This window comes from Prochlorococcus marinus str. MIT 0919 (assembly GCF_027359375.1).
In the GTDB taxonomy this organism is placed as follows: domain Bacteria; phylum Cyanobacteriota; class Cyanobacteriia; order PCC-6307; family Cyanobiaceae; genus Prochlorococcus_D.
This window is the reverse complement of record NZ_CP114779.1, coordinates 1,052,741-1,074,480: the sequence shown is the minus strand read 5'-3', so window position 1 is coordinate 1,074,480 and position 21,740 is coordinate 1,052,741. Positions and strand designations below refer to the sequence as shown.

At 39.0% G+C, this 21,740-nt stretch carries 23 protein-coding genes and 1 riboswitch; of the genes, 15 read left to right on the top strand and 8 right to left on the bottom strand.

What is annotated here, in order from left to right; all coding sequences use genetic code 11:
• Window positions 1-14 precede the first annotated feature (14 nt).
• Together ahcY and O5635_RS06015 are read left to right on the top strand one after the other, a co-directional pair.
• The gene (gene ahcY / locus O5635_RS06020) at window positions 15-1,445 is read left to right on the top strand and encodes an adenosylhomocysteinase (RefSeq protein ID WP_036900815.1); all 1,431 of its coding nucleotides are present in this window, start codon (window positions 15-17) and stop codon (window positions 1,443-1,445) included.
• A 15-nt stretch (window positions 1,446-1,460) separates the two neighbouring features.
• The gene (locus O5635_RS06015; RefSeq protein ID WP_036900814.1) at window positions 1,461-2,123 is read left to right on the top strand and encodes a DedA family protein; all 663 of its coding nucleotides are present in this window, start codon (window positions 1,461-1,463) and stop codon (window positions 2,121-2,123) included.
• Between the two features lie 6 nt (window positions 2,124-2,129).
• Here the strand turns inward: O5635_RS06015 and O5635_RS06010 are convergent, their stop codons facing one another.
• Complete coding sequence (locus O5635_RS06010; protein WP_036900811.1) at window positions 2,130-2,516, bottom strand: single-stranded DNA-binding protein; 387 nt, start codon at window positions 2,514-2,516, stop codon at window positions 2,130-2,132.
• A 108-nt stretch (window positions 2,517-2,624) separates the two neighbouring features.
• On the opposite strand from O5635_RS06010, the gene O5635_RS06005 reads away from it, so the two are divergent.
• The 6 genes from O5635_RS06005 (at window position 2,625) to O5635_RS05980 (ending at window position 7,911) form a co-directional block, all read left to right on the top strand.
• Window positions 2,625-3,707 carry a rod shape-determining protein gene (locus tag O5635_RS06005; protein WP_193741991.1) on the top strand — a complete coding sequence of 361 codons (1,083 nt, stop codon included), beginning with the start codon at window positions 2,625-2,627 and terminating at the stop codon, window positions 3,705-3,707.
• 4 nt (window positions 3,708-3,711) lie between these two features.
• Window positions 3,712-4,455 carry a rod shape-determining protein MreC gene (mreC, locus tag O5635_RS06000; protein WP_036900809.1) on the top strand — a complete coding sequence of 248 codons (744 nt, stop codon included), beginning with the start codon at window positions 3,712-3,714 and terminating at the stop codon, window positions 4,453-4,455.
• Window positions 4,455-4,964, top strand: a complete 510-nt coding sequence (locus O5635_RS05995; protein ID WP_036900806.1) for a hypothetical protein — start codon at window positions 4,455-4,457, stop codon at window positions 4,962-4,964. The genes mreC and O5635_RS05995 overlap by 1 nt, the downstream gene beginning before the upstream one ends.
• 245 nt (window positions 4,965-5,209) lie before the next feature.
• A complete protein-coding gene (gene rpaB, locus O5635_RS05990; RefSeq protein ID WP_152557259.1) occupies window positions 5,210-6,016 on the top strand; it encodes a response regulator transcription factor RpaB in 807 nt (268 codons plus the stop codon).
• A 64-nt stretch (window positions 6,017-6,080) separates the two neighbouring features.
• A complete protein-coding gene (lysS, locus tag O5635_RS05985; protein ID WP_036900804.1) occupies window positions 6,081-7,595 on the top strand; it encodes a lysine--tRNA ligase in 1,515 nt (504 codons plus the stop codon).
• 55 nt (window positions 7,596-7,650) lie between these two features.
• Entirely contained in the window at window positions 7,651-7,911 is a 261-nt protein-coding gene (locus tag O5635_RS05980) for a hypothetical protein (RefSeq protein WP_036900802.1), read from the top strand.
• Between the two features lie 139 nt (window positions 7,912-8,050).
• Here O5635_RS05980 and O5635_RS05975 read toward each other — a convergent pair whose 3' ends face one another.
• A complete protein-coding gene (locus O5635_RS05975; RefSeq protein ID WP_036900801.1) occupies window positions 8,051-8,299 on the bottom strand; it encodes a hercynine metabolism small protein in 249 nt (82 codons plus the stop codon).
• 31 nt (window positions 8,300-8,330) lie between these two features.
• Window positions 8,331-8,831, bottom strand: a complete 501-nt coding sequence (gene smpB / locus O5635_RS05970) for an SsrA-binding protein SmpB (RefSeq protein ID WP_036900798.1) — start codon at window positions 8,829-8,831, stop codon at window positions 8,331-8,333.
• 50 nt (window positions 8,832-8,881) lie between these two features.
• Here smpB and ruvB point away from each other — a divergent pair, with 50 nt between their 5' ends.
• The 5 genes from ruvB to thiC all read left to right on the top strand — a co-directional run bounded on the left by ruvB (window position 8,882) and on the right by thiC (window position 13,723).
• Window positions 8,882-9,943 carry a Holliday junction branch migration DNA helicase RuvB gene (gene ruvB / locus O5635_RS05965; protein WP_036901086.1) on the top strand — a complete coding sequence of 354 codons (1,062 nt, stop codon included), beginning with the start codon at window positions 8,882-8,884 and terminating at the stop codon, window positions 9,941-9,943.
• A complete protein-coding gene (locus tag O5635_RS05960) occupies window positions 9,940-10,737 on the top strand; it encodes a tetratricopeptide repeat protein (protein WP_036900796.1) in 798 nt (265 codons plus the stop codon). Before ruvB ends, O5635_RS05960 begins: the two co-directional genes overlap by 4 nt.
• Window positions 10,737-11,912 carry an amidohydrolase gene (locus tag O5635_RS05955; protein ID WP_036900793.1) on the top strand — a complete coding sequence of 392 codons (1,176 nt, stop codon included), beginning with the start codon at window positions 10,737-10,739 and terminating at the stop codon, window positions 11,910-11,912. The genes O5635_RS05960 and O5635_RS05955 overlap by 1 nt, the downstream gene beginning before the upstream one ends.
• Window positions 11,909-12,139, top strand: coding sequence for a DUF3188 domain-containing protein (locus tag O5635_RS05950; RefSeq protein ID WP_036900790.1), 231 nt, complete (start codon window positions 11,909-11,911; stop codon window positions 12,137-12,139). Before O5635_RS05955 ends, O5635_RS05950 begins: the two co-directional genes overlap by 4 nt.
• A 40-nt stretch (window positions 12,140-12,179) precedes the next feature.
• A riboswitch (TPP riboswitch) is annotated at window positions 12,180-12,284 on the top strand.
• A gap of 41 nt (window positions 12,285-12,325) precedes the next feature.
• A complete protein-coding gene (thiC, locus tag O5635_RS05945) occupies window positions 12,326-13,723 on the top strand; it encodes a phosphomethylpyrimidine synthase ThiC (protein ID WP_036900787.1) in 1,398 nt (465 codons plus the stop codon).
• A gap of 33 nt (window positions 13,724-13,756) precedes the next feature.
• Here thiC and tkt read toward each other — a convergent pair whose 3' ends face one another.
• The 3 genes from tkt to acpP are packed head-to-tail and all read right to left on the bottom strand — an operon-like array spanning window position 13,757 to window position 17,314.
• Window positions 13,757-15,766: a transketolase gene (gene tkt / locus O5635_RS05940; protein ID WP_269607236.1), complete on the bottom strand. Its 2,010-nt coding sequence runs from the start codon at window positions 15,764-15,766 to the stop codon at window positions 13,757-13,759.
• 50 nt (window positions 15,767-15,816) lie between these two features.
• Entirely contained in the window at window positions 15,817-17,064 is a 1,248-nt protein-coding gene (gene fabF, locus O5635_RS05935) for a beta-ketoacyl-ACP synthase II (RefSeq protein ID WP_036900781.1), read from the bottom strand.
• 7 nt (window positions 17,065-17,071) lie between these two features.
• Complete coding sequence (gene acpP, locus O5635_RS05930) at window positions 17,072-17,314, bottom strand: acyl carrier protein (protein ID WP_036900779.1); 243 nt, start codon at window positions 17,312-17,314, stop codon at window positions 17,072-17,074.
• A 135-nt stretch (window positions 17,315-17,449) separates the two neighbouring features.
• Here acpP and psaC point away from each other — a divergent pair, with 135 nt between their 5' ends.
• Both psaC and glmS read left to right on the top strand, forming a co-directional pair.
• Entirely contained in the window at window positions 17,450-17,695 is a 246-nt protein-coding gene (psaC, locus tag O5635_RS05925) for a photosystem I iron-sulfur center protein PsaC (protein WP_006850103.1), read from the top strand.
• A gap of 75 nt (window positions 17,696-17,770) precedes the next feature.
• A complete protein-coding gene (gene glmS / locus O5635_RS05920; RefSeq protein WP_036900776.1) occupies window positions 17,771-19,675 on the top strand; it encodes a glutamine--fructose-6-phosphate transaminase (isomerizing) in 1,905 nt (634 codons plus the stop codon).
• Between the two features lie 6 nt (window positions 19,676-19,681).
• Here the strand turns inward: glmS and O5635_RS05915 are convergent, their stop codons facing one another.
• Window positions 19,682-21,130 (bottom strand): mannose-1-phosphate guanylyltransferase/mannose-6-phosphate isomerase, encoded by a 1,449-nt coding sequence (locus O5635_RS05915; RefSeq protein ID WP_036900773.1) that lies wholly within the window; start codon window positions 21,128-21,130, stop codon window positions 19,682-19,684.
• A 58-nt stretch (window positions 21,131-21,188) separates the two neighbouring features.
• Entirely contained in the window at window positions 21,189-21,719 is a 531-nt protein-coding gene (gene rimM, locus O5635_RS05910) for a ribosome maturation factor RimM (protein ID WP_036900770.1), read from the bottom strand.
• Window positions 21,720-21,740 lie beyond the last annotated feature (21 nt).

Here is a 21,740-nt window from a genome sequence, read left to right as displayed (position 1 = left end):
ATTAATTCCTAATCATGATCGCAGCATCTGCCTCAACGCAACAATTTGATAAAAAAGCTGATTATGAAATTTCAGATTTAGAACTTGCTGCATTTGGCCGTAAAGAACTTGATATAGCTGAAAAGGAAATGCCAGGTTTAATGTCCCTGAGAGCAAAGTATTCAAAAGAGCAACCTTTAAAAGGTGCACGAATTGCAGGAAGTCTTCATATGACTATTCAAACAGCAGTATTGATTGAAACTTTAGTGGCTTTGGGAGCTGAGGTGAGATGGGCTTCATGCAATATTTTTTCTACCCAAGATCATGCAGCAGCAGCCATAGCAAGCACGGGCATACCTGTTTTTGCGAAGAAAGGTGAAACTTTAGATGAGTATTGGGCTTATACCCATCGAATACTTGAATGGAACTCTAATGATGGGCCTAATATGATTTTGGACGATGGTGGCGATGCTACTGGGTTGGTAATTCTGGGCAGTAAAGCTGAGAAAGATAAAAGCGTTCTTGATGCTCCCTGCAATGAGGAAGAGATTGCTTTATATGCCTCTATTCGCAAAAAGCTTTCCCAGGATTCCACTTTTTATTCTCGTATTAAATCTTCGATTCAAGGAGTTACAGAAGAGACAACAACAGGTGTGGCTCGGTTATATCAGATGCAGAAGAATGGGGACTTGCCTTTCCCAGCAATTAATGTGAATGATTCTGTGACGAAGAGCAAATTTGATAATCTTTACGGATGTAGAGAATCGTTAGTAGATGGTATTAAACGAGCCACTGATGTAATGGTTGCAGGGAAAGTGGCATTAGTAATGGGTTATGGAGATGTTGGCAAGGGCTCAGCTCAATCTTTAAGAGGCTTAGGAGCAACAGTGATGATTGCTGAGATCGATCCTATTTGCGCTTTGCAGGCAGCGATGGAGGGATATCGTGTAGTACGACTGGATGATGTTGTCGAAAATGTAGATATTTTTGTTACTGCGACAGGTAACTTTAATGTCATCACTCACCAGCATTTAATTCGCATGAAAGATGAAGCAATTGTATGTAATATTGGTCATTTTGATAATGAAATTGATGTTGCTTCTTTAAAGTCTTATCAATGGGAAAACATAAAGCCTCAGGTAGACCATATAACTTTACCAAGTGGTAATAAGATTATTCTTTTAGCTGAAGGTAGATTGGTTAACCTAGGATGTGCTACAGGACACCCTAGCTTTGTGATGAGTAACTCGTTTACTAACCAAGTCTTGGCGCAGATAGAGTTATATACAAAAGCTCATAAATATACTAATCAAGTCTACATTTTACCAAAATATTTAGATGAAATGGTTGCAAGATTCCATTTGGAAAAAATTGGCGCAAAGTTGACAGATCTTACTCAAGAGCAAGCAAATTATATAAATGTACCGGTTCAAGGGCCTTATAAATCTGATCAATATAGGTATTGATTATTATAATTTTCTATGGAAATCTCTAACATAGTAACAGGATTAATAAATTTCATTGGTGATTCAGTAGAAGCAAATCAGTGGATTGGTTATGGAGCAATATTGATAGCAATGTTTTTAGAAAATATATTTCCACCTATTCCTTCAGAATTAATAATGCCTTTAGGTGGATATTATGTTTATACTGGTCAACTGAATTTCATACCTGTTGTTTTAGCAGGTCTTATTGGAACAGTTTTAGGTGCATTCCCATGGTATGGAATTGGGCGCCTAATTAATGAAGAAAAACTTGAAAATTGGCTTAGAAAATATGGACGTTGGATAGGTATTAGTCCAGAAGAACTCTTTCGAAGTCGAATGTGGTTTTCACGCTATGGAAAGTCTTTGGTGTTTTGGGGACGATTAGTCCCTGGAATAAGAACATTGATTTCAGTACCTGCTGGAGTTGAGTTAATGCCAATAGCTCCTTTTACTATTTGGACAACAGCAGGAAGTTTAATTTGGACAATATTATTAACTATTGCTGGAATATTTCTAGGAGAAAGCTATAGGCAAGTTGCTAGTTGGCTTGACCCTTTCTCAGAAATAATTAAAATCACTCTTGTAATTATTCTTATAACATTATTTATTTGGTTGTTAGTTAGATCTTTAATAAAGCATAAAAATAAATTGCATTAGTATTTTTTAAAATGGGATATCTTCTTCATTGGTATGTGGCATATTTTGTTGTTGATTATTAAATCTACTCTCATCATCTCTCCTTGTCCCTAAGAGTTCTAACCTATCTACTCGAACAACAGGTTTCTGTCGCTCTTCACCTGTGTTTTTGTCTTTCCATTGGTCTAGTTTGAAACTACCAGTAATGCCTATTAAAGATCCTTTTTTTACATAATCTGCTGCAACTTGAGCTTGTTTGCCCCAAATTTCTAAATTAAACCAATCAGGCTCATCTTGTTTGCTTCGGCGATTGACCGCTAAAGTCAGGTTCGCGACAATTGAACCAGATTCGAAATAGCGTACTTCTGGGTCTCTACCAGCTCTGCCAACTAGGCTTACAGAGTTAACACTCATAGTTTTTACTGATCAAGTAATTTTAATAATGCAGCAATCTTAATAGGCCTCTATAAAAGGTGGTCCAGAGTCTTACGCGGTGGTGTTGTATATCTCGCAACAGCTCTTATGATTCAAACTCATATTCAAATTAAAAAAGTGTTTTTTAGACGTTTGAGACTTTCCAGAGATATAGGGATTGATTTAGGGACGGCAAATACGTTGATTTATGTACAAGGCAAAGGAATAGTTCTTGAAGAGCCATCTGTTGTAGCAATGGATTTAGAGGAAGGAGAACCTTTGGCAGTTGGTGAAGACGCAAAATTAATGCTGGGTCGTACGCCAGGCAATATTCGAGCAGTTAGGCCTTTAAGGGATGGTGTAATTGCTGATTTTGATGCAGCTGAGCAGATGTTGAAAACTTTTATACAAAAGTGTAATGAAGGCCGTGGGATCATTGCACCGCGTTTAGTTGTAGGTATTCCAAGTGGCGTTACAAGTGTTGAAAGAAGAGCAGTTCGAGAAGCAGGTCTTGCTGGCGCTAGAGAAGTTCATTTAATTGACGAACCTGTAGCTGCTGCAATAGGGGCTGATCTTCCTGTTACAGAACCAATCGGGACAATGATTGTTGATATTGGTGGAGGTACTACGGAAGTTGCAGTTTTGAGTTTGGGCGGAACTGTATTAAGTGAGTCTGTACGTGTGGCAGGTGATGAGATCAATGATTCAATTGCTGTTTATTTAAAAAAGGTTCACAACTTGGTTGTTGGCGAAAGAACAGCAGAAGAAATTAAAATTCGTATTGGATCAGCTTTTCCTAATGATGAGTTTGATCATCAAAGTATGGATGTAAGAGGATTGCATTTGCTATCTGGTTTGCCACGATCTATCAATTTGAATGCTGGTGAGCTACGTGACGCCATGTCTGATCCTCTAAACAAAATAGTTGATGCGGTGAAAAGAGTTTTAGAACGTACTCCTCCAGAATTAGCAGCAGATATTGTTGACCGAGGCATTATGTTGGCAGGAGGAGGAGCTTTAGTTAGGGGTATTAGTGATTTAGTGAGTCATGAAACAGGTATTTTCACCCATGTTGCAGAAGAACCTTTGCTCTGTGTGGTTAATGGATGTGGGAAAGTTTTAGATAACTTCAAGAGATTAAAGAGAGTAGTTGATACTCCTGAATTTGCCAGAAATGCAGTAAGGGATTGATTTGATGGGTAGTTTCCGACGGGATGCTTCTTTTCGTTGGTGGAATAAGAAGAGTTTATGGTTTTGGGTTGGGATTTCTATACTTTTTAGTGCTATTCGTTTTGCAAAAGGCGCATATTTAATTGATATATACTCATTGATCGTTAGTCCCTTTACTCCTGGCATTGCTCAGAAAGAATGGATACAGAGTAGTGCGAATTTAGAACAACAAATAAAGTTAACTTTGCTTCAGAAAGATAATCAGCGCCTAAGAAATTTACTTGAATTAAAAGCATCATCTGGTGAAAATCGTATACCTGCTGTAGTTATTTCTCGAAAAACAAGTGGTTTTTGGCAACAGCTTGATATTAATAAGGGTTCGAAATCAGGCATAAAAACTAGTGATGTAGTTTTAGGACCTGGGGGTGTTTTGGGAATTATTGATTCAACAACTCCAACAACCTCAAGAGTTCGATTACTTACTTCTCCTCAAAGCAAAATAGGAGTATGGGTTGAACGAACTAAGGTTCATGGAATATTGGTTGGTAATGGGAATAATCGTCCTCAGATAAATTTTCTAGATAAAAGTTCTGAAACAAAAGTTGGAGATATTGTGAGCACTTCCTCTGCAAGCACTTTGCTTCCTCCTAACGAACCAATAGGGGTAATCAAATTTATAAATGCAGAAAATTTACCTTCACCATATGGCTTCGTACAGCTTCTTGCTCATCCTGAGGCAATTGATTGGGTAGAGATAATTGGTTTGTAATGAAAACTCCTTCTAGAAGAATTGGATATTTACTTTTAGCTTTACTTGTTCCATTTCTTTCTTTCTTAAGCCCATCTTGGATTGCTATTTCTAATGTAGGTCCAAATTGGTCGGTTTTTTGGCTGCTTCCCTGGGCTCTCCAAGAAGGTGCTTTTGCAGGAACTTTTGCCGGGCTTTGTTTAGGAATGCTTTTAGATGCAATTCATATTAATGGCGCAACCCAAATCCCATCTTTAATGCTTCTTGGGTTTTGGTGGGGCCTCTTAGGCAGAAAAGCCCCTACCATTACAAATAGCTTCAGCTTGGGCTTGCTTGCGTGGCTTGGTACATGCGTTATTGGACTGACTATATGGCTTCAAAAAATCTTTTTTATTAGTGAGAGTAAGACTTTTTTCTTTCATAATGGCTTTTTTTACGCATTGTTCGCTCAAGCAATTGTCACTGCCTTATTGGCCCCAATGATTTGTTCGTGGATGTTTTTATATTTTTTCCGCCAGCGAAATAGATAACAATTGCAAATAATGGATTTCAACTTAAATTCTTTTAATTTTTTCAGCTCTTAAGTGCCATCTCTCTCATCAAACTTAATTTAAAAAAATGCAGAAAAATAAAAAAAATGAGTAGATTTACCTAGGTGTAAGTACTCGTAAAATCTTAAAAAAAACAAAAAAAATCCGCTTTTTTTTGGCAAATTGTTGGTCTTAGTTTCGGTTGGAAGGTTATGGTTGCATTTCCACCTACATAAATTTGGTTCATGCGTGCAGGAGGTTCATCCAAGCTTGAAAGCACTGGTGGGCCTGTTTTAAAGGCTTCCTATGGTTCAAAGGCAACAATTCTTGTTGTAGATGACGAACCAGCAGTGTTGAAAGTATTGGTTACCCGTCTAGAACTTGCTGGCTATCAAGTGATTTCAGCTAAGGATGGAGAAGAGGCTCTTGAGTTGTTTCATAGAGAATCACCAGATTTAGTTGTATTGGATGTAATGCTTCCAAAACTTGATGGTTTTGCGGTTTGTAGACGCATTAGAGGGGAATCGATAGTTCCAATTATTTTCTTAAGCGCCCTCGAGGCTATCTCAGAGCGCGTAGCAGGGCTTGACTTGGGTGCTGATGATTATTTATCCAAACCATTCAGTCCAAAGGAGCTAGAGGCTCGAATAGCGACAATCCTACGGCGAATGGGTCCTGGTGCTTCTGTTGCTGAGCCTAGGGAAATACCGGTTGGGCAAGGTGTGATGAAGCTTGGCGATTTAGTTGTAGATACAAACAGGAGACAAGTAAGTCGTGCTGGAGAAAGGATTGGATTAACTTATACAGAATTTAGTTTGTTGGAATTGCTATTTCGTGATCCGGGCAAAGTTGTACCTCGCGCAGAAATTCTTGAACAGCTATGGGGTTACCCCCCTAGAAGAGCAGCTGATTTAAGAGTAGTAGATGTTTATGTTGCTCGATTACGAGGGAAGTTAGAACCTGACCCTAGAAACCCAGAATTAATTCTTACTGTTAGAGGTATTGGTTATTCCTCCCAAAGAGTAGGGGAATTCCCAACTGTTGTTGCTTGAAAATGGAAGGTTTGATTAACTCAAATGTCTATCTAACCTCAAGATAATTTGAATTTATTCTTCGTTGGCTGATCTAAGAGAAACCCGTTTGGACAAGGCCAGAACCTTGCAAGATCTTGGGAATGGTCCTTATGCAATACGGTTTGAACCGACTCATAAAGCAGCTTCTTTGCAGTCTGATCATGAAGATTTGCCTAATGGGCAAGAGCGACAAGTTGATGTTGCTTTAGCGGGAAGAGTGATTACTCGTCGAGTTATGGGAAAGCTTGCTTTCTTTACCTTGGCAGATGAAACGGGTTCAATTCAGCTTTTTTTAGAGAAAGCCACTTTGGACAATGTTGATCCAAATGATGCTGATAATGTGCGTTTATCTTTTAAGCAACTTACAGAATTAGTTGATTCTGGAGATTGGATTGGAGTTAAAGGAATTCTGAGGCGAACAGATCGCGGGGAATTATCTATAAAAGTTTTTTCTTGGGAAATGTTGTCCAAATCATTACAACCATTGCCTGATAAATGGCATGGGCTTGCCGATGTTGAAAAGCGCTATAGGCAGCGTTATGTAGATTTGATTGTCAACCCTCAGTCTCGTAAAACCTTTAGGAGAAGGGCTTTGATGGTTAGTGCAATTCGTAGATGGCTTGACGAAAGAGATTTTTTGGAAATTGAAACTCCTGTACTTCAATCAGAAGCAGGGGGTGCTGATGCTAGACCTTTTGTTACTCATCACAACACCCTCGACTTACCCCTTTATTTGAGAATTGCCACCGAACTTCATCTCAAACGATTAGTAGTTGGAGGTTTTGAGCGAGTTTATGAGCTCGGAAGAATATTTAGAAATGAAGGTATAAGTACAAGGCATAATCCTGAGTTCACCTCAGTCGAGGTTTACCAGGCTTTTGCTGACTACACCGATATGATGAATTTGACTGAGGAGATGATTGCAGCAGTTTGTTTAGAAATTTGTGGTTTAACAAAGATCACTTATCAAGGTAAAGAGATAGATCTCACCCCTCCATGGAAAAGAGTGTCAATGAATGAGTTGGTTTTTGAATTTACTGGTATTGATTTTTACACTTTTGGAAAAGATCGAGAAAAGGCAGCTAAAGCAATGACAAAAGTTGGACTTGAGGTTCCAGATAATTTGGATAGTGTTGGGAGATTGTTAAATTCTGCTTTCGAACAAAGGGTAGAAGCAAATTTATTTCAACCTACTTTTGTTGTTGATTACCCCATTGAGATTTCACCTTTGGCCAGGAAACACCGAAGTAAGGATGGGATGGTTGAAAGATTTGAATTATTTATTGCAGGGCGAGAGACAGCGAATGCTTTTAGTGAACTTATCGATCCTGTAGATCAGCGCGAACGTCTTCTTTTGCAACAATCTCGAAGGGAAGCAGGTGATCTTGAGGCTCACTTAATTGATGAAGATTTTGTAAATGCTCTTGAGGTGGGAATGCCTCCAACAGGAGGCCTAGGCATCGGAATTGACCGTTTGGTAATGCTCCTAACTGATAGTCCTTCTATTAGAGATGTAATTGCTTTTCCGTTACTTCGTCCTGGGTCCGGTTCTCAGTAATCGGAAAATGCACCATCAAAGTGGATAATTGAGCGAGTATGAATGTAATCTTCAGATGAGTGGAGAGCGAGTCGGTTTCCGTTTTAAGCATGCTGATCCTGTGGTCAAGCGTAATCCGCAGGGTCGTTCAAGGCGTGGCTGGGTAATGGAGCCAGTTGAACAAACAACCAGTAGGGGTACAAAGATGCCTGCATATCGCATTAGATGGCGGGATAGTGAACGTCCCGAAATAGTGCTTCAGCATATGTTGATTGCTGATCCAGATCCAACACCCCCACCTGAAAACGTCAGCTTGGAACCTCCTTCGCAAAAATAAGTACATCTCATCATGTTCGATAAGCATCTGAGAATGCTTAGAGATTGCTATTGCTTAATTCACAGTTCCTTCTTTAAGGAACAAAAGTATATTTTGCACTTTTTAGTCAATTAGCAGTTGATTTATTAGATTATGCAATTCAGTTTAATTTTGACTCACGGACGTCATTCGCAGGATTTGTGATTAAAGGTCTTTCTATTTCTTTTTGCATAGGGCCTAAAGCTGCTTCTTTAGATAGCAGTAATAATTGACATAGCTTGGCAATATCGCCTTCAGCAACATTAAGCTTAGAGATTTCATTAAAAGCATTTTGATAAAAAATCTCTAAGTCTTGAATGATTGCTTTTCTTTTATCTTTTAAAAGCTTTAGTTGCTGTTCTCTGCTCATAAGAAATAGTCATTTTTTGTATTTTCTAAAGTTATTTATATCTAGCTAGTACTGATTTTACTTCTCTATTGACATCTTTCTTTTTTTCATGCTCTCTTTTGTCATGTATCTTTCTACCTTTTCCTAGACCTATCATGATTTTTATCCATGATCCTTTTAAATGAATACTTATAGGTACGAGAGTTAACCCTTTTTTACTTATTTTGGTTTCCAATTTATTAATTTCTTTGCGATGTGCCAGAAGCTTTCTTGTTCTTAAAGGGTCATGATTGAAAAAATTACCTACGTTGTTTAATGGTGAGATATGTACATTATGGAGAATCAGCTGACCTTGGCGAATGAGGCAAAAACCATCTCTTAAATTTGCATTGCCTGCTCTGACCGACTTTACTTCTGTACCTAAAAGTTCTATACCAGTTTCAAGTGTTTCTAAAATTTCATATTGATGTCTTGCAAGGCGATTTTCAGCTAGCCGACGGTTAGCTTTCAATCGTGATGATTTAGCCTTCTTTGTCTCTTTTGGCTTGGTCATTTCATCTAATCACTAATGTAAAACTTCATAAGGGCCTTATCCTTCCCTATATGGCAATAGTGTCTTCTGGTTTTGATCAGTATGATTCCCTTAAAAAGTTTAAGGGAAAACCTAGGTACATTGATCCTTCTCCATTAAAGGAAGAAGAAAAAACAATAAAGCACGATTCATTGAGACCTAAAAATTTGAATGAATTTATAGGCCAATCAGAGTTGAAAACTGTTTTAAATATATCTGTTAAGGCTGCATTGCATAGAAAAGAGTCTTTGGATCATATATTGCTATTTGGACCTCCTGGTTTAGGCAAAACAACAATGGCCTTAGTTCTTGCCCAAGAACTAGGTGTTAAATGCAGAATTACCAGTGCTCCAGCATTAGATAGGCCACGAGATATTGTTGGACTTTTAATGAATTTGTCACCTGATGAGATGTTATTTATAGATGAAATTCATCGACTTACGAATTCTGCAGAAGAGCTTTTGTACCCAGCATTAGAAGATTTTCGCCTTGATTTAACAGTTGGTAAAGGTACAAGTTCAAGAACTAGAGCGATTGATATTCCTAGATTTACTTTGATTGGGGCTACTACAAGACCTGCTGCAATAAGCTCACCTTTGCGCGACAGGTTTGGTATTACTCAAAGATTTGAATTTTATAATCTGCAAGATTTAAAAAACATTGTTGAACGCTCTGCAAGTTTCTTTGGCTTATCATTGATAGGTGATGCAAGTTTAGAAATTGCACGAAGGTGTAGAGGTACACCAAGGATTGCCAATAGACTTCTTCGAAGAGTTAGAGATTTTGCAACTGTTCAAGGTAAAAACAAATCTATTGATGTACCTTTGGTTGATGCGTCCCTGAAATTACATCGTGTCGATGATTGTGGATTGGATCAATTAGATAGAAATTTTTTATTAGAACTTTTCGCAGAAGATCAAGGTCGACCAATAGGACTAGATACTCTTGCTGCTGCATTGGGAGAAGACTCTGGAACATTGGAGTCGGTAGTTGAACCATATCTTTTGCAAATTGGTTTTATCAAGAGAACGCCAAGAGGGAGGGTGATAACCACTAAAGGTCGAAATCATATCAATGGTGATAAGAAAATATGAATCTTGTTTCGATGAAAGAAAAAATCACTTGCATAGTTATCTGTGCTTGTTTTGCTTTGTGCTGCACTGCAGGCTCAGTTCAAGCTGACGAGTCCTTGAATATGATTTTTCAAGAAGGTCTTTTAGAAAGTAAGGCAGGAAACTTTGCAAAAGCTTTAGAAACATGGAATAGATTTATTGACCTTGCTCCTGAAAATGGAGTTGCATATAGTAATCGCGGCAATGTTCGTTTAGCTTTAGGCGATCCTGAAGGTGCGATCTTGGATCAGCAAAAGGCAATAGAATTAATGCCTAATGAGCTAGACCCTCATTTCAATAAAGGCATTGCAGAAGAGAGTTTACAAAGATGGGAAGAAGCTGAACAAGATTACAAATGGATTCTTGATAGAGACGCCGAAAATGCATCCGCTTTATACAGCTTGGGTTGGGTTGATGGTTCACAAGGTCATTGGAAAGAAGCTGCGGTTTTATTTAATAAAGCTCAAATCTTTGAATCGAACTTTTATGGGGCTCGTCTTAGTAAAGCTTTGGCTAATTATCAATTAAAGGAATATGCTCAGGCTGAATCAGAGCTTCGTTCAATTATTAGAAAGTATCCAATGTTTGTTGATTGCAGAGCAGCTTTAACTGCTCTTTTATGGAGGCAGGGGTTTATTGGAGAAGCCAAAAGTAATTGGGTGGCTGTAGTTGGTTTAAATAATCAATATTCACAAAAAGCTTGGCTTCTAGAATCTCTGCGTTGGCCTCCAGATCCCTTTGAAGACTTATTGGCTTTTATAGATTTGACATATTAATGAATCTATTAAATCAAGAAAAGGAAGTACTTAAAACCTTAATGCCAGAATTAATTGACTTAAGGAGGCATTTTCATTCTCATCCTGAATTAAGTGGCCAGGAGTATCAGACTGCTGCATTGATTTCTGGAGAATTAAAAAAATATGGATGGAAGGTTAAAGAAGCTGTAGGGAAAACAGGATTAATCGCTGATTTAGGAGATATTTCTGGCTCACTTGTTGGGTTAAGAGTTGATATGGATGCTTTGCCAGTAGAAGAAAAAACGGGTTTAAGTTTTGCCTCTCTCAACCAAGGTGTTATGCATGCTTGTGGTCATGATTTACATACTTGTATTGGTTTAGGTGTAGCAAGAATGTTGGCTCAAAATTCTAATCAAATAAATGGGGTGAGAATTTTATTTCAACCAGCTGAAGAAATTGCTTCCGGAGCACGATGGATGAAAGCTGATGGGGCTTTGAATGGAGTGGATGCACTGTTTGGTGTTCATGTATATCCTGATTTGCCCGTTGGCAAAATAGGAGTCAAAAGTGGAGTATTAACAGCTGCAGCCGGAGAACTTGAAATAGAGATTATTGGAGAAGGAGGGCATGGAGCTAGACCACATCAAGCGATAGATCCAATATGGATAGGGGCAAGAGTTATTACGGGCATTCAAGAGGCAATTAGCAGATGTTTAGACCCTCTTTCTCCAGTGGTTATTAGTTTTGGGAAAATACAAGGTGGTCAAGCTTTTAATGTTATTGCTGACAGAGTGATGTTGTTAGGAACAGTTCGGTGTTTAGATCCTCAATTAAATGAAACTTTGCCTGATTGGATTGCAAATACCGTTCAAGGAATTGCCTCTAATTTAGGAGCTGAGGCTAAAGTTCATTATCGCGCAATAGCACCACCAGTTTATAACGATCCTTACTTGAGTTCCTTGCTTGAGAAATCTGCGATTTCTTTACTCGAATCTTCAAATGTTGTGAGATTGGAACAACCTTCCTTAGGGGCTGAGGATTTCGCAGAGTTTTTGAAAGATGTCCCTGGGACAATGTTTAGATTAGGAGTTAGTGGTTTGGAGGGATGTGCGCCACTTCATAGTGGATACTTTTCTCCAGATGAAAGTGCTTTAGAAATTGGTATTTGCCTTTTAGCAAGAACTCTTTTGTCTTGGATGAACGAAACCCAATGAAACTAGGCAAGCCTTCTAGCAAAACTTTGATCAGAATAGCCGCTCCATTATTAGTAGTAATTGCTATTTTTGGCTTCTATCAAAGAAAGGGCAATGATCGTGTACAAGCTTTACCTGCCTTACTGATTGGGATAGGTTTCATTTGTACAGGATTTGTAGAGCGTCATCAGAGAAGAAAAAAACTGTTTCTTAAGTTAAATCAGATGGAAGAAACTAATAACTCTTAATTTGATATTTAAGTTTTTTTTGAAAATTTAGCTATTTTACGAATATCACTAGGGGTGCCTAAAAGCGAAAGCTTCTCTGGCTGAGATCACACCCTCTGAACCTGATTCGGGTTATTCCGGCGAAGGAAAGTGCATTTTGTGTGATCAAAGCCAGTTCGGGTTCTCCTTTAAATTCAAAATAGGGTTATGAGAGCTTCATGGGTGGCTTCCAGAAAGGGGAATAGTAATGTTTCTCAATTGCATTTTGCTAGGAAGGGAATAGTTACTGAAGAGATGGCCTTTGTTGCCAATAGAGAAAACCTTCCAAATTCATTGGTTATGGAAGAAGTTGCTCGGGGTCGAATGATTATTCCCGCAAATATTAATCATGTGAATTTAGAGCCTATGGCAATTGGAGTTGCTTCTAGATGCAAAGTAAATGCAAATATCGGTGCTTCTCCAAATGCTAGTGATGTAGCAGAAGAGTTGAAAAAGCTTGACCTAGCTGTCAAATATGGAGCAGATACTGTAATGGATCTTTCTACTGGAGGGGTGAATTTAGATGAAGTCAGAACAGCAATTATTAATGCTTCACCAGTACCAATAGGAACAGTACCTGTTTATCAGGCTTTAGAGAGTGTACATGGATCTATTGAGAAGCTTTCCGAAGAAGACTTCCTTCATATCATTGAGAAGCATTGTCAACAGGGAGTTGATTATCAAACTATCCATGCTGGCTTATTAATTGAACATTTACCTAAAGTCAAAGGCAGATTGACTGGGATAGTAAGTAGAGGTGGAGGTATTCTTGCTCAGTGGATGCTTTATCACCATCGCCAAAACCCTCTTTTTACTCGTTTTGATGATATCTGTGAGATTTTTAAAAAGTATGATTGCAGTTTTTCATTAGGAGATTCTTTGCGTCCAGGTTGTTTACATGATGCGTCTGATGAGGCTCAATTGGCTGAATTGAAAACTTTGGGAGAACTTACGAAGAGAGCTTGGAAGCATGATGTGCAAGTCATGGTGGAGGGACCTGGTCATGTTCCTATGGATCAAATTGAATTTAATGTAAGAAAACAGATGGAAGATTGTTCTGAAGCACCATTTTATGTTTTAGGACCTTTAGTAACAGATATTGCACCTGGATACGATCACATTACAAGTGCTATTGGTGCTGCTATGGCTGGCTGGTATGGCACTGCGATGCTTTGTTATGTAACGCCCAAAGAACATTTGGGATTACCAAATCCTGAGGATGTACGAGAAGGTTTAATTGCGTATAAAATTGCAGCACATGCCGCTGATATTGCCAGACATCGTTCCGGAGCTCGTGATAGAGATGATGAATTGAGTAAAGCTAGATATGCATTTGATTGGAATAAACAGTTTGAGTTATCACTTGACCCCGAGAGAGCTCGACAGTATCACGATGAAACTCTTCCAGCAGACATATATAAGCAAGCAGAATTTTGTTCAATGTGCGGACCTAAACATTGTCCGATGCAAACAAAAATTACTGATAAAGATTTAGATCAATTAGAAGATGCAATTAAGTCCAAAGGTACTTCACCATCATCATCTTTGAAATTAGATAAGAGTTGAGAGTTCATAGCACTATCAACTCTTAAAAAATATTTAACCTAAAAGTTTAGTAGCTTTGTTGAGAACATTTTCAACGGTAAAGCCAAATTTTTCCATACAAGTCCCACCAGGGGCAGATGCGCCAAATCCATTCATTGTGACGCTGTCACCATCAAGTCCAATATATTTATGCCATCCAAAAGTTTCGGCTGCTTCTACAACTAGACGTTTTCTTACATTAACTGGTAAAACTTCTTCTTTATAAGAACTACTTTGCTCTTCAAATAGTTCAACACATGGCATAGAAACAACACGAACTTTTTTACCCTTATTTTTTAATTCCTTCGCTGCTTCAACACAAAGATTTAGTTCACTACCTGTACCAATCATTATTAATTCAGGTGTGCCTTCGCAATCTTCAAGAACATACCCTCCAAATGCAACTTTATCGCTAGAGGAATTTCTTTGATTCGGCATTCCTTGTCTACTTAGGCATAGGGAACTAGGCCGATTCCTATTTTTGATCGCCAGCTTGTAAGAGCCAGTCGTCTCATTCCCATCTCCTGGCCTAAAGACAAGCATATTTGGCATTGCTCTAAGGGAAGGAATAGTTTCTATTGGTTGGTGAGTTGGTCCATCTTCTCCCACGCCTATTGAGTCGTGAGTTAAAACATAAATCACTCCGAGCTCGCTGAGAGCTGAAAGTCTCATTGAGCCTCTCATATAGTCAGCAAATACTAAGAATGTTCCTCCATAGGGAATTAGTCCGCTGTCGTGATAGGCAATGCCATTAAGAATAGCTGCCATTGCATGTTCCCTTACTCCAAAATGCAAATAGCGCTTTTCCCTAGTCTCAGGCTGGAATGATCCTGTCTCCCCTTTGATATCAGTGTAATTTGAATGAGTTAAGTCTGCAGAACCTCCAATGAGTTCTGGCAGATTTGGTCCGAGAGCGCCTAAACAGATTTGGGAATGTTTCCTTGTGGCTAACCCTTGGTCTTCTGATGAATAAGTCGGTAAATTTTGGTCCCAATTTCCCGGTAGCTCGCCTCGCAACATTCTTTCAAATTCCTTTGATTCATTTGGATACTTAGATCGATATGTTGCAAGCAAGTCATTCCAATTGCTTTCTAACTTGGAACCTTTATCTATTGCTTTCCTGTATTGCTCATAAGCTTCTTGAGGTATCTCAAAAGGACCATAAGGCCAATTCAACGATTTTCTGGTTAGATCAGCTTCTTCTTCGCCTAGAGGTGCTCCATGAACTCCAGCAGTATCGCTTTTGTTGGGAGATCCATATCCAATAGTGGTTGTTATTTTAATGATTGAAGGTTTATCTGTTACGGCTTTAGCTGTTTCTATAGCCTGAGAAATTGCATTTACATCGGAATTCCCATCTTTTACATGCTGGACATGCCATCCATATGATTCATATCTTTTCAGTACATCTTCGGTAAAAGAAACATCTGTTCTGCCATCAATAGTTATGTGATTGTCATCATATAAAGCAATAAGTTTTCCAAGCTTTAAATGACCAGCTAAAGAACATGCTTCTGATGCAACCCCTTCTTGATTGCATCCATCTCCCATGATGACGTAGGTGAAATGGTCAACAATAGAAAGATTTGGTTTGTTGAATTTTGCTGCTAGATGTGATTCTGCAATTGCTAGTCCAACTGCATTTGAGATTCCTGCTCCTAAAGGACCTGCAGTAACTTCTACACCAGCTGTTTCAAAAGTCTCAGGGTGCCCAGGAGTTTTTGCGCCCCATTGCCTAAATTGTTTGATATCTTCAATAGTTACTGAATCGTACCCAGTTAGATGTAATAGGGCATATAACAACATGCAGCCATGACCAGCAGAAAGAACAAATCTGTCTCGATTGAACCATTTGGGATTTTTAGGATTATGGTTTAAAAACTTGTCCCAAAGGGCATATCCCATTGGTGCACATCCCATAGGTAATCCAGGATGTCCGCTTTTGGATTTATTAACTGCATCAACAGCCAGCATTCGAATGCTGTTAATGCAAAGAGTATCGAGTGAAGCGGGCGCAGCGACCATTGTGTTAAAGAGTGATTAGAAGTTTCTTTCTGATTGGGTGTTGGATTCTTTTAGAAAAATTTTCTAAAGGCCAAGCAAACATTGTGACCTCCAAATCCAAATGAATTGGAAAGTACAATATTTAATTTATTTTCTCTAGCAGAGTTGGGGACATAGTCCAAATCACAAGCTGGATCTGGGTTGGAATAGTTGATAGTAGGTGGGATTACTCCATGCTGAATAGAGAGAACACATGCTACCGCTTCAATGCCTCCAGACCCGCCAAGTAGATGACCTGTCATTGATTTTGTTGAACTCACAGGTATCTGCTTAGCTCTTTCTCCTAGTGCAGTTTTGATGGCAGAAGTTTCATTACTGTCATTTGCTGGAGTGCTAGTTCCATGCGCATTAATGTAATCAACTTCATTGGGGTTGACTTGGGCGTCTGAAAGAGCTTCTTTCATAGCTTTAGCTCCACCTAAGCCACCAGGTGTAGGAGATGTAATGTGATGAGCATCACAGGTGGTTCCGTAACCAATAACTTCTCCGTAGATAGGAGCATTACGTTTTTTAGCATGCTCAAGGGTTTCTAAAACTAGTACACCTGCTCCTTCTCCAATGACAAATCCATCACGCTCAGCATCAAATGGTCTACTAGCGCTTAATGGATCTTCATTTCTGAATGAGAGGGCTTTTGCGCTGGAAAAACCAGCAACTCCAAGGGGCGTAATACTTGCTTCTGCTCCTCCACAAATCATGGCGTCTGCTTTCCCAAGCTGAAGCAAGCGGAAAGAGTCTCCAATTGCATTCGAACCTGCCGCACATGCAGTGGCAACGGCCGAACTAGGGCCTTGAGCACCCAGTGCAATAGCCGTTAGACCTGTCGCCATGTTTGGGATCATCATAGGAACAGTAAAAGGGCTAACTCTTCCTGGACCTTTGACATTAAGGACTTGAGCCTGGGTTTCCATAGTCAATAAACCACCAACTCCAGATCCAATAATGACTCCAATGCGTGATGCATTGTGTTCATTAATAGATAAACCTGAGTTGGATATGGCTTCCTTTGCAGCAATTACTGCGAATTTAGAAAACCTGTCCCATCTTTTCGATTCTTTTGGCTCGAGTAAGCCAGTTGGATCGAAGTTTTTGACTTCAGCACCAAAACGGCAGGCATGGTTAGATGCATCAAATAGAGTAATTGGACCAACGCCATTTACTCCAGATTGCAGACCTGCAAGATATTCCTCGACGGTATTTCCAATTGGGGTAATAGCGCCGAGCCCAGTGATAACAACTCGATGGAGATTCTCCATCATGAGATCCTCAACCTTGCTTTTCGTCTATGTACTTGACGGCATCACCAACGGTGGCGATACCTTCCGCGGCTTCATCTGGGATTTCGATGTCAAAAGCCTCTTCAAGAGCCATTACCAACTCAACAGTATCGAGAGAGTCGGCTCCAAGGTCGTTTTGAAAATTTGATTCAAGCTTGACTTCGCCTGCATCAACACTGAGTTGTTCTGAAACGATAGAACGAACTTTTTCGAGGATTGTGTCCTGAGACATACATTATTTAGATCCGAACTGCATCTTACGGGCTAATGGGTTCTAGTTAACAAGAGTGAAGCCAGATGCATGAATCTCTTTATGTTGAACCAAATTGAGTAAAGTTTTTTACATCAGCTTTCATTAAGGGCTTTTATGTCCCACGCAGTAAAGATCTACGACACATGCATCGGATGCACACAGTGTGTCAGAGCTTGTCCTTTGGATGTTTTGGAAATGGTTCCATGGGATGGGTGTAAGGCAGGCCAAATTGCATCCTCCCCCCGAACTGAAGATTGTGTAGGCTGCAAGCGATGTGAAACCGCTTGTCCTACAGACTTCTTAAGTATTCGGGTCTATCTTGGTGATGAAACAACTCGCAGTATGGGCTTGGCTTATTAATGCTTAAGACTCATTCTTAAGTTAGTTTTGTCATATAAAAAAAGCCTGGCTATCTAATTAGCCTTTAAAGAATATATGTGTGGGATTGTTGCTTTTGTTGGATCTCGAGAAGCCTCACCACTTCTATTAGATGGTTTAAGGAAGCTTGAATATCGTGGTTATGATTCCGCGGGTTTAGCTACGGTTACTCAGCAAAAAAATTCCCCAGTTGGCTTTGTTACCTGTAAAAAGGCTAAAGGTAAACTCGTGAACCTTGCAGGGTTAATTGAAAAAGAGGGAACACCGGGCTATTTAGGTATTGGTCATACTCGTTGGGCTACTCATGGGAAGCCAGAAGAACGTAATGCCCATCCTCATAGAGATAATTCAGGACAAGTTGCTGTTGTTCAAAATGGAATCATTGAAAATCACACTTCTTTACGTAAGAACTTAGAAAATCAAGGGGTGAGCTTTGTTTCTGAAACTGATACTGAAGTCATTCCTCATTTAATTGCCAAGGAACTCGAAAAGTTTATAAAGGAAGGTAGAACTCCAAGTAGTTCAGTTTTGTTAGATGCAGTAAGAAGAGTCTTAGACCTTTTAGAAGGTGCTTATGCAATTGCAATTGTTTGGTCTGCAACTCCTGATGCATTAATTGTTGCAAAAAAACAAGCTCCTTTGGTTATTGGTTTGGGCGAAGGAGAGTTTCTTTGTGCAAGTGATATGCCTGCTTTAGCTGGCTTTACAAGAACAATTCTTCCAATGGAGGATGAAGAAGTTGCTCTTTTAACCCCTCTAGGCATTGAGCTTTATGACATTCAAGGCAATCGTAAAAATAGGAGTCCTTTGTTCCTAAGTGGCCTTGATCAAGTTATCGATAAAAGAAATTTCCGTCATTTCATGCTCAAGGAAATTCATGAACAACCAGAAACTGTTGAGTTATGGCTATCTAAATATTTGCCAGTTGATTTACCAAGTGAAAGCCCAGTGGCATCTCCATATGACTTATCTGTTTATGAATCTGTAGATCAAATTCAGATTTTAGCTTGTGGAACTAGTAGGCATGCAGGACTTGTTGGGGCATATCTTTTAGAACAATTTGCTGGTATTAGAACTTCTGTGTTCTTTGCTAGTGAATTTCGCTACGCACCTCCTCCTGTTTCACCTCACACATTGACTATTGGCGTAACTCAATCAGGAGAGACCGCAGATACTCTTGCTGCCTTGGCAATGGAACATCAACGACGGACAGCTTTGAATGATGAGGATTTTGCTTCTGTCCAGCTTGGGATTACTAATAGTCCTGAAAGTTCGTTAGGTTTGCAAGTTTCTAATATTCTTGATATTGAAGCAGGTATAGAAGTTGGAGTTGCAGCTACTAAAACTTTTTTAGGACAATTATTAGCTTTTTATGGATTAGCTATTAGTTTTGCTACTCGTAGAAAGAGTAGATCATCTGAAGAAATACAAAATTTATGTAAGGAATTGAGAGCTATTCCAGATCAGTTAAAAGATCTAGTAAAGCAACATAACCAAATGGCTGAGGAATTAGCTCATCGTTTTTCAGAGACTGAAGATGTGATCTTTTTGGGGCGGGGTATTAATTATCCAATTGCACTTGAGGGAGCATTGAAACTTAAAGAGATTAGTTATATCCATGCTGAGGGGTATCCAGCTGGTGAAATGAAGCATGGCCCTATTGCCTTGCTAGATCAAAGAGTGCCTGTTATTTCAATAGCTACTCAGGGTGTGGTTTACGAAAAGGTTTTAAGTAATGCTCAAGAAGCTAAAGCAAGGGATGCAAAGTTAATTGGGATTGGCCCGAAAGCACCTGAAACTGAAGTTTTTGATTATTTATTGCCTATTCCTAAAGTGAGTGAATGGGTGAGTCCTTTATTGACAGTAATTCCTATGCAATTGTTGAGTTATTATATTGCGGCTCAGAGAGGTTTGGATGTTGATCAACCAAGAAATCTAGCCAAAAGTGTAACTGTTGAATAGTTAAATTTACGTATTCTTATCTACCCTTCCATATTCATCTTCAATTCGTAAAATATCATCTTCTCCTATATATGCACCACTTTGAATCTCAATTAGTTCCAGGGGCATTTTACCAGGATTGCCAAGACGATGTTTACAACCTAATGGTATGTATGTACTTTGGTTTTCACCTAATAACTCTTCTTTACCATCTCTCTGAATTAAAGCTGTTCCTTTCACTACAACCCAGTGCTCTGCTCTATGATGGTGCATTTGCAGTGATAGAAATGCACCAGGCTTAACTTCAATTATTTTAACTTGCCATCTATTCCCTTTAACTATTGAAGTGTAATGTCCCCAGGGTCTATAGATTTTGCGGTGCGCTTTGCTTTCAGCTACGTTGTCTCTTTCAAGTTCCTTAACTATATTTTTTATATTTTCTGCTTCTTTTTGATTTGCAACGAGTACTGCATCATCAGTTTCAACAATTATTAATTTTTCTATACCTAAACCAACTACTAATCTCTTCTCACTTCTTAAGTAAGTATTCTTGCAATTTTTTGCAATTACTTTCCCTTTGACAACATTTCCATCTTGATCTTTCTTAGAAGATTCCCATAATGATCGCCAATTCCCTACATCACTCCATCCCGCATCAAGTGGAATAACAGAACCAAGACTTGTTTTTTCCATGACTGCCACATCTATTGATAAATTTGGAGACTTAATAAACTCCTTTTTATTGGGTCTTAAAAAATCTAAATCTTTAACTTCAGAATTAAGAGCTAATTTGCAAGCACTAAATATTTCAGGTGCCAGTTTTTCTATTTCATTAAGTATTACTGAGGCTTGAAAAAGGAACATTCCACTATTCCAGCTATATCGAGAGTCTTTTACCAACTGCTCGGCAGTGTGTTGATTAGGCTTTTCAATAAATTGATTAATTTTCGAAGCTTTTAAGGAATCATTTGTTATAGGTTCATTGGCTTGAATGTATCCGTAACCTGTTTCAGCAGAGGTCGGGACAACTCCGAAGGTTATAAGACGTCCTTTTTCTGCTTCATTACGTCCTTCAGAAATAACTTCTTGAAATTTGCTTACATTCGTAATCTCATGATCAGCTGATAGAACGAGAATGTTGGGATCATTCCCTTGTTGATAAGCTTTTAGAGCAGCCAGAGTTATAGCAGCAGCTGTATTACGTCCAATTGGTTCAAGGATTATCTCTTGTGGCTTGATATGTATTTCTCTCATTTGTTCAGCAACAACAAACCGATGGTCTTCATGGCAAATTAAGATGGGGTTTTCAATATTTGCCAGGCCTTTTAGTCTGTTTTGAGTTTGCTGAAGTAATGTTTCGCTCCCATCTCCACATAAAGGCCAATACTGTTTGGGATAACTTGCTCTTGATAATGGCCAAAGCCTAGTGCCAGTTCCGCCGCATAGGATTACAGGGATAAGGGGTAGATTTGTCATTTATATAATTTTGCTTGTAGATAAATACAACATAGAAAAGATGCTTCCTTGTGATGGCTCACAGTTCTAGTAACCCTGGTGGAGGAGTAAGAAGAATCCATCCATGTTCTATGTCTATTTTAGGGACGATTGCTGTGACAAAAGGTATTAAAACAGCCTTGCCCGTAGAAAGTTTAATCTCCAGAAGATCGTTGGCTGAGCTAATTAAATCAACAACTTTACCAATAGCTTGATCTTTTTCTTTTAGCCTCACTTCTAACCCTAATAGATCACAGTAGTGAAACTCTCCATTTGCTAGTTGAGGCCTATTATTTGATGGGACTAATAGTTTATTTCCAATTATTGATTCAGCGTCAGTTCTATTGTTTATTCCTAAGAATGAAACTATATAAACAGATTTCCCAGGGACTTCTCTTCCTGTTTCCAATTTTATTTTCCATGGTTCTGTGTTACCGCGTTGGAGCCATCGATCTCCTGGTTTAATGAATCTTTCTGGGAAGTCACTACTTGGGTTGACTTTTATTTCTCCCTTTAAACCATGAGCTTTTACCAGTTCTCCTATGGATAACCAGGATTGTTGGTCAAACATTTGGGAAAATTAGACCATTAA

Excerpts from the sequence above, each read along its gene's own strand:
- ahcY (WP_036900815.1), top strand. The coding sequence starts at position 15 with ATGATCGCAGCATCTGCCTCAACGCAACAATTTGATAAAAAAGCTGAT.
- O5635_RS06015 (WP_036900814.1), top strand. The coding sequence starts at position 1,461 with ATGGAAATCTCTAACATAGTAACAGGATTAATAAATTTCATTGGTGAT.
- O5635_RS06010 (WP_036900811.1), bottom strand. The coding sequence starts at position 2,516 with ATGAGTGTTAACTCTGTAAGCCTAGTTGGCAGAGCTGGTAGAGACCCA.
- O5635_RS06005 (WP_193741991.1), top strand. The coding sequence starts at position 2,625 with ATGATTCAAACTCATATTCAAATTAAAAAAGTGTTTTTTAGACGTTTG.
- mreC (WP_036900809.1), top strand. The coding sequence starts at position 3,712 with ATGGGTAGTTTCCGACGGGATGCTTCTTTTCGTTGGTGGAATAAGAAG.
- O5635_RS05995 (WP_036900806.1), top strand. The coding sequence starts at position 4,455 with ATGAAAACTCCTTCTAGAAGAATTGGATATTTACTTTTAGCTTTACTT.
- rpaB (WP_152557259.1), top strand. The coding sequence starts at position 5,210 with ATGCGTGCAGGAGGTTCATCCAAGCTTGAAAGCACTGGTGGGCCTGTT.
- O5635_RS05980 (WP_036900802.1), top strand. The coding sequence starts at position 7,651 with ATGAGTGGAGAGCGAGTCGGTTTCCGTTTTAAGCATGCTGATCCTGTG.
- O5635_RS05975 (WP_036900801.1), bottom strand. The coding sequence starts at position 8,299 with ATGAGCAGAGAACAGCAACTAAAGCTTTTAAAAGATAAAAGAAAAGCA.
- smpB (WP_036900798.1), bottom strand. The coding sequence starts at position 8,831 with ATGACCAAGCCAAAAGAGACAAAGAAGGCTAAATCATCACGATTGAAA.
- ruvB (WP_036901086.1), top strand. The coding sequence starts at position 8,882 with ATGGCAATAGTGTCTTCTGGTTTTGATCAGTATGATTCCCTTAAAAAG.
- O5635_RS05960 (WP_036900796.1), top strand. The coding sequence starts at position 9,940 with ATGAATCTTGTTTCGATGAAAGAAAAAATCACTTGCATAGTTATCTGT.
- O5635_RS05955 (WP_036900793.1), top strand. The coding sequence starts at position 10,737 with ATGAATCTATTAAATCAAGAAAAGGAAGTACTTAAAACCTTAATGCCA.
- O5635_RS05950 (WP_036900790.1), top strand. The coding sequence starts at position 11,909 with ATGAAACTAGGCAAGCCTTCTAGCAAAACTTTGATCAGAATAGCCGCT.
- thiC (WP_036900787.1), top strand. The coding sequence starts at position 12,326 with ATGAGAGCTTCATGGGTGGCTTCCAGAAAGGGGAATAGTAATGTTTCT.
- tkt (WP_269607236.1), bottom strand. The coding sequence starts at position 15,766 with ATGGTCGCTGCGCCCGCTTCACTCGATACTCTTTGCATTAACAGCATT.
- fabF (WP_036900781.1), bottom strand. The coding sequence starts at position 17,064 with ATGATGGAGAATCTCCATCGAGTTGTTATCACTGGGCTCGGCGCTATT.
- acpP (WP_036900779.1), bottom strand. The coding sequence starts at position 17,314 with ATGTCTCAGGACACAATCCTCGAAAAAGTTCGTTCTATCGTTTCAGAA.
- psaC (WP_006850103.1), top strand. The coding sequence starts at position 17,450 with ATGTCCCACGCAGTAAAGATCTACGACACATGCATCGGATGCACACAG.
- glmS (WP_036900776.1), top strand. The coding sequence starts at position 17,771 with ATGTGTGGGATTGTTGCTTTTGTTGGATCTCGAGAAGCCTCACCACTT.
- O5635_RS05915 (WP_036900773.1), bottom strand. The coding sequence starts at position 21,130 with ATGACAAATCTACCCCTTATCCCTGTAATCCTATGCGGCGGAACTGGC.
- rimM (WP_036900770.1), bottom strand. The coding sequence starts at position 21,719 with ATGTTTGACCAACAATCCTGGTTATCCATAGGAGAACTGGTAAAAGCT.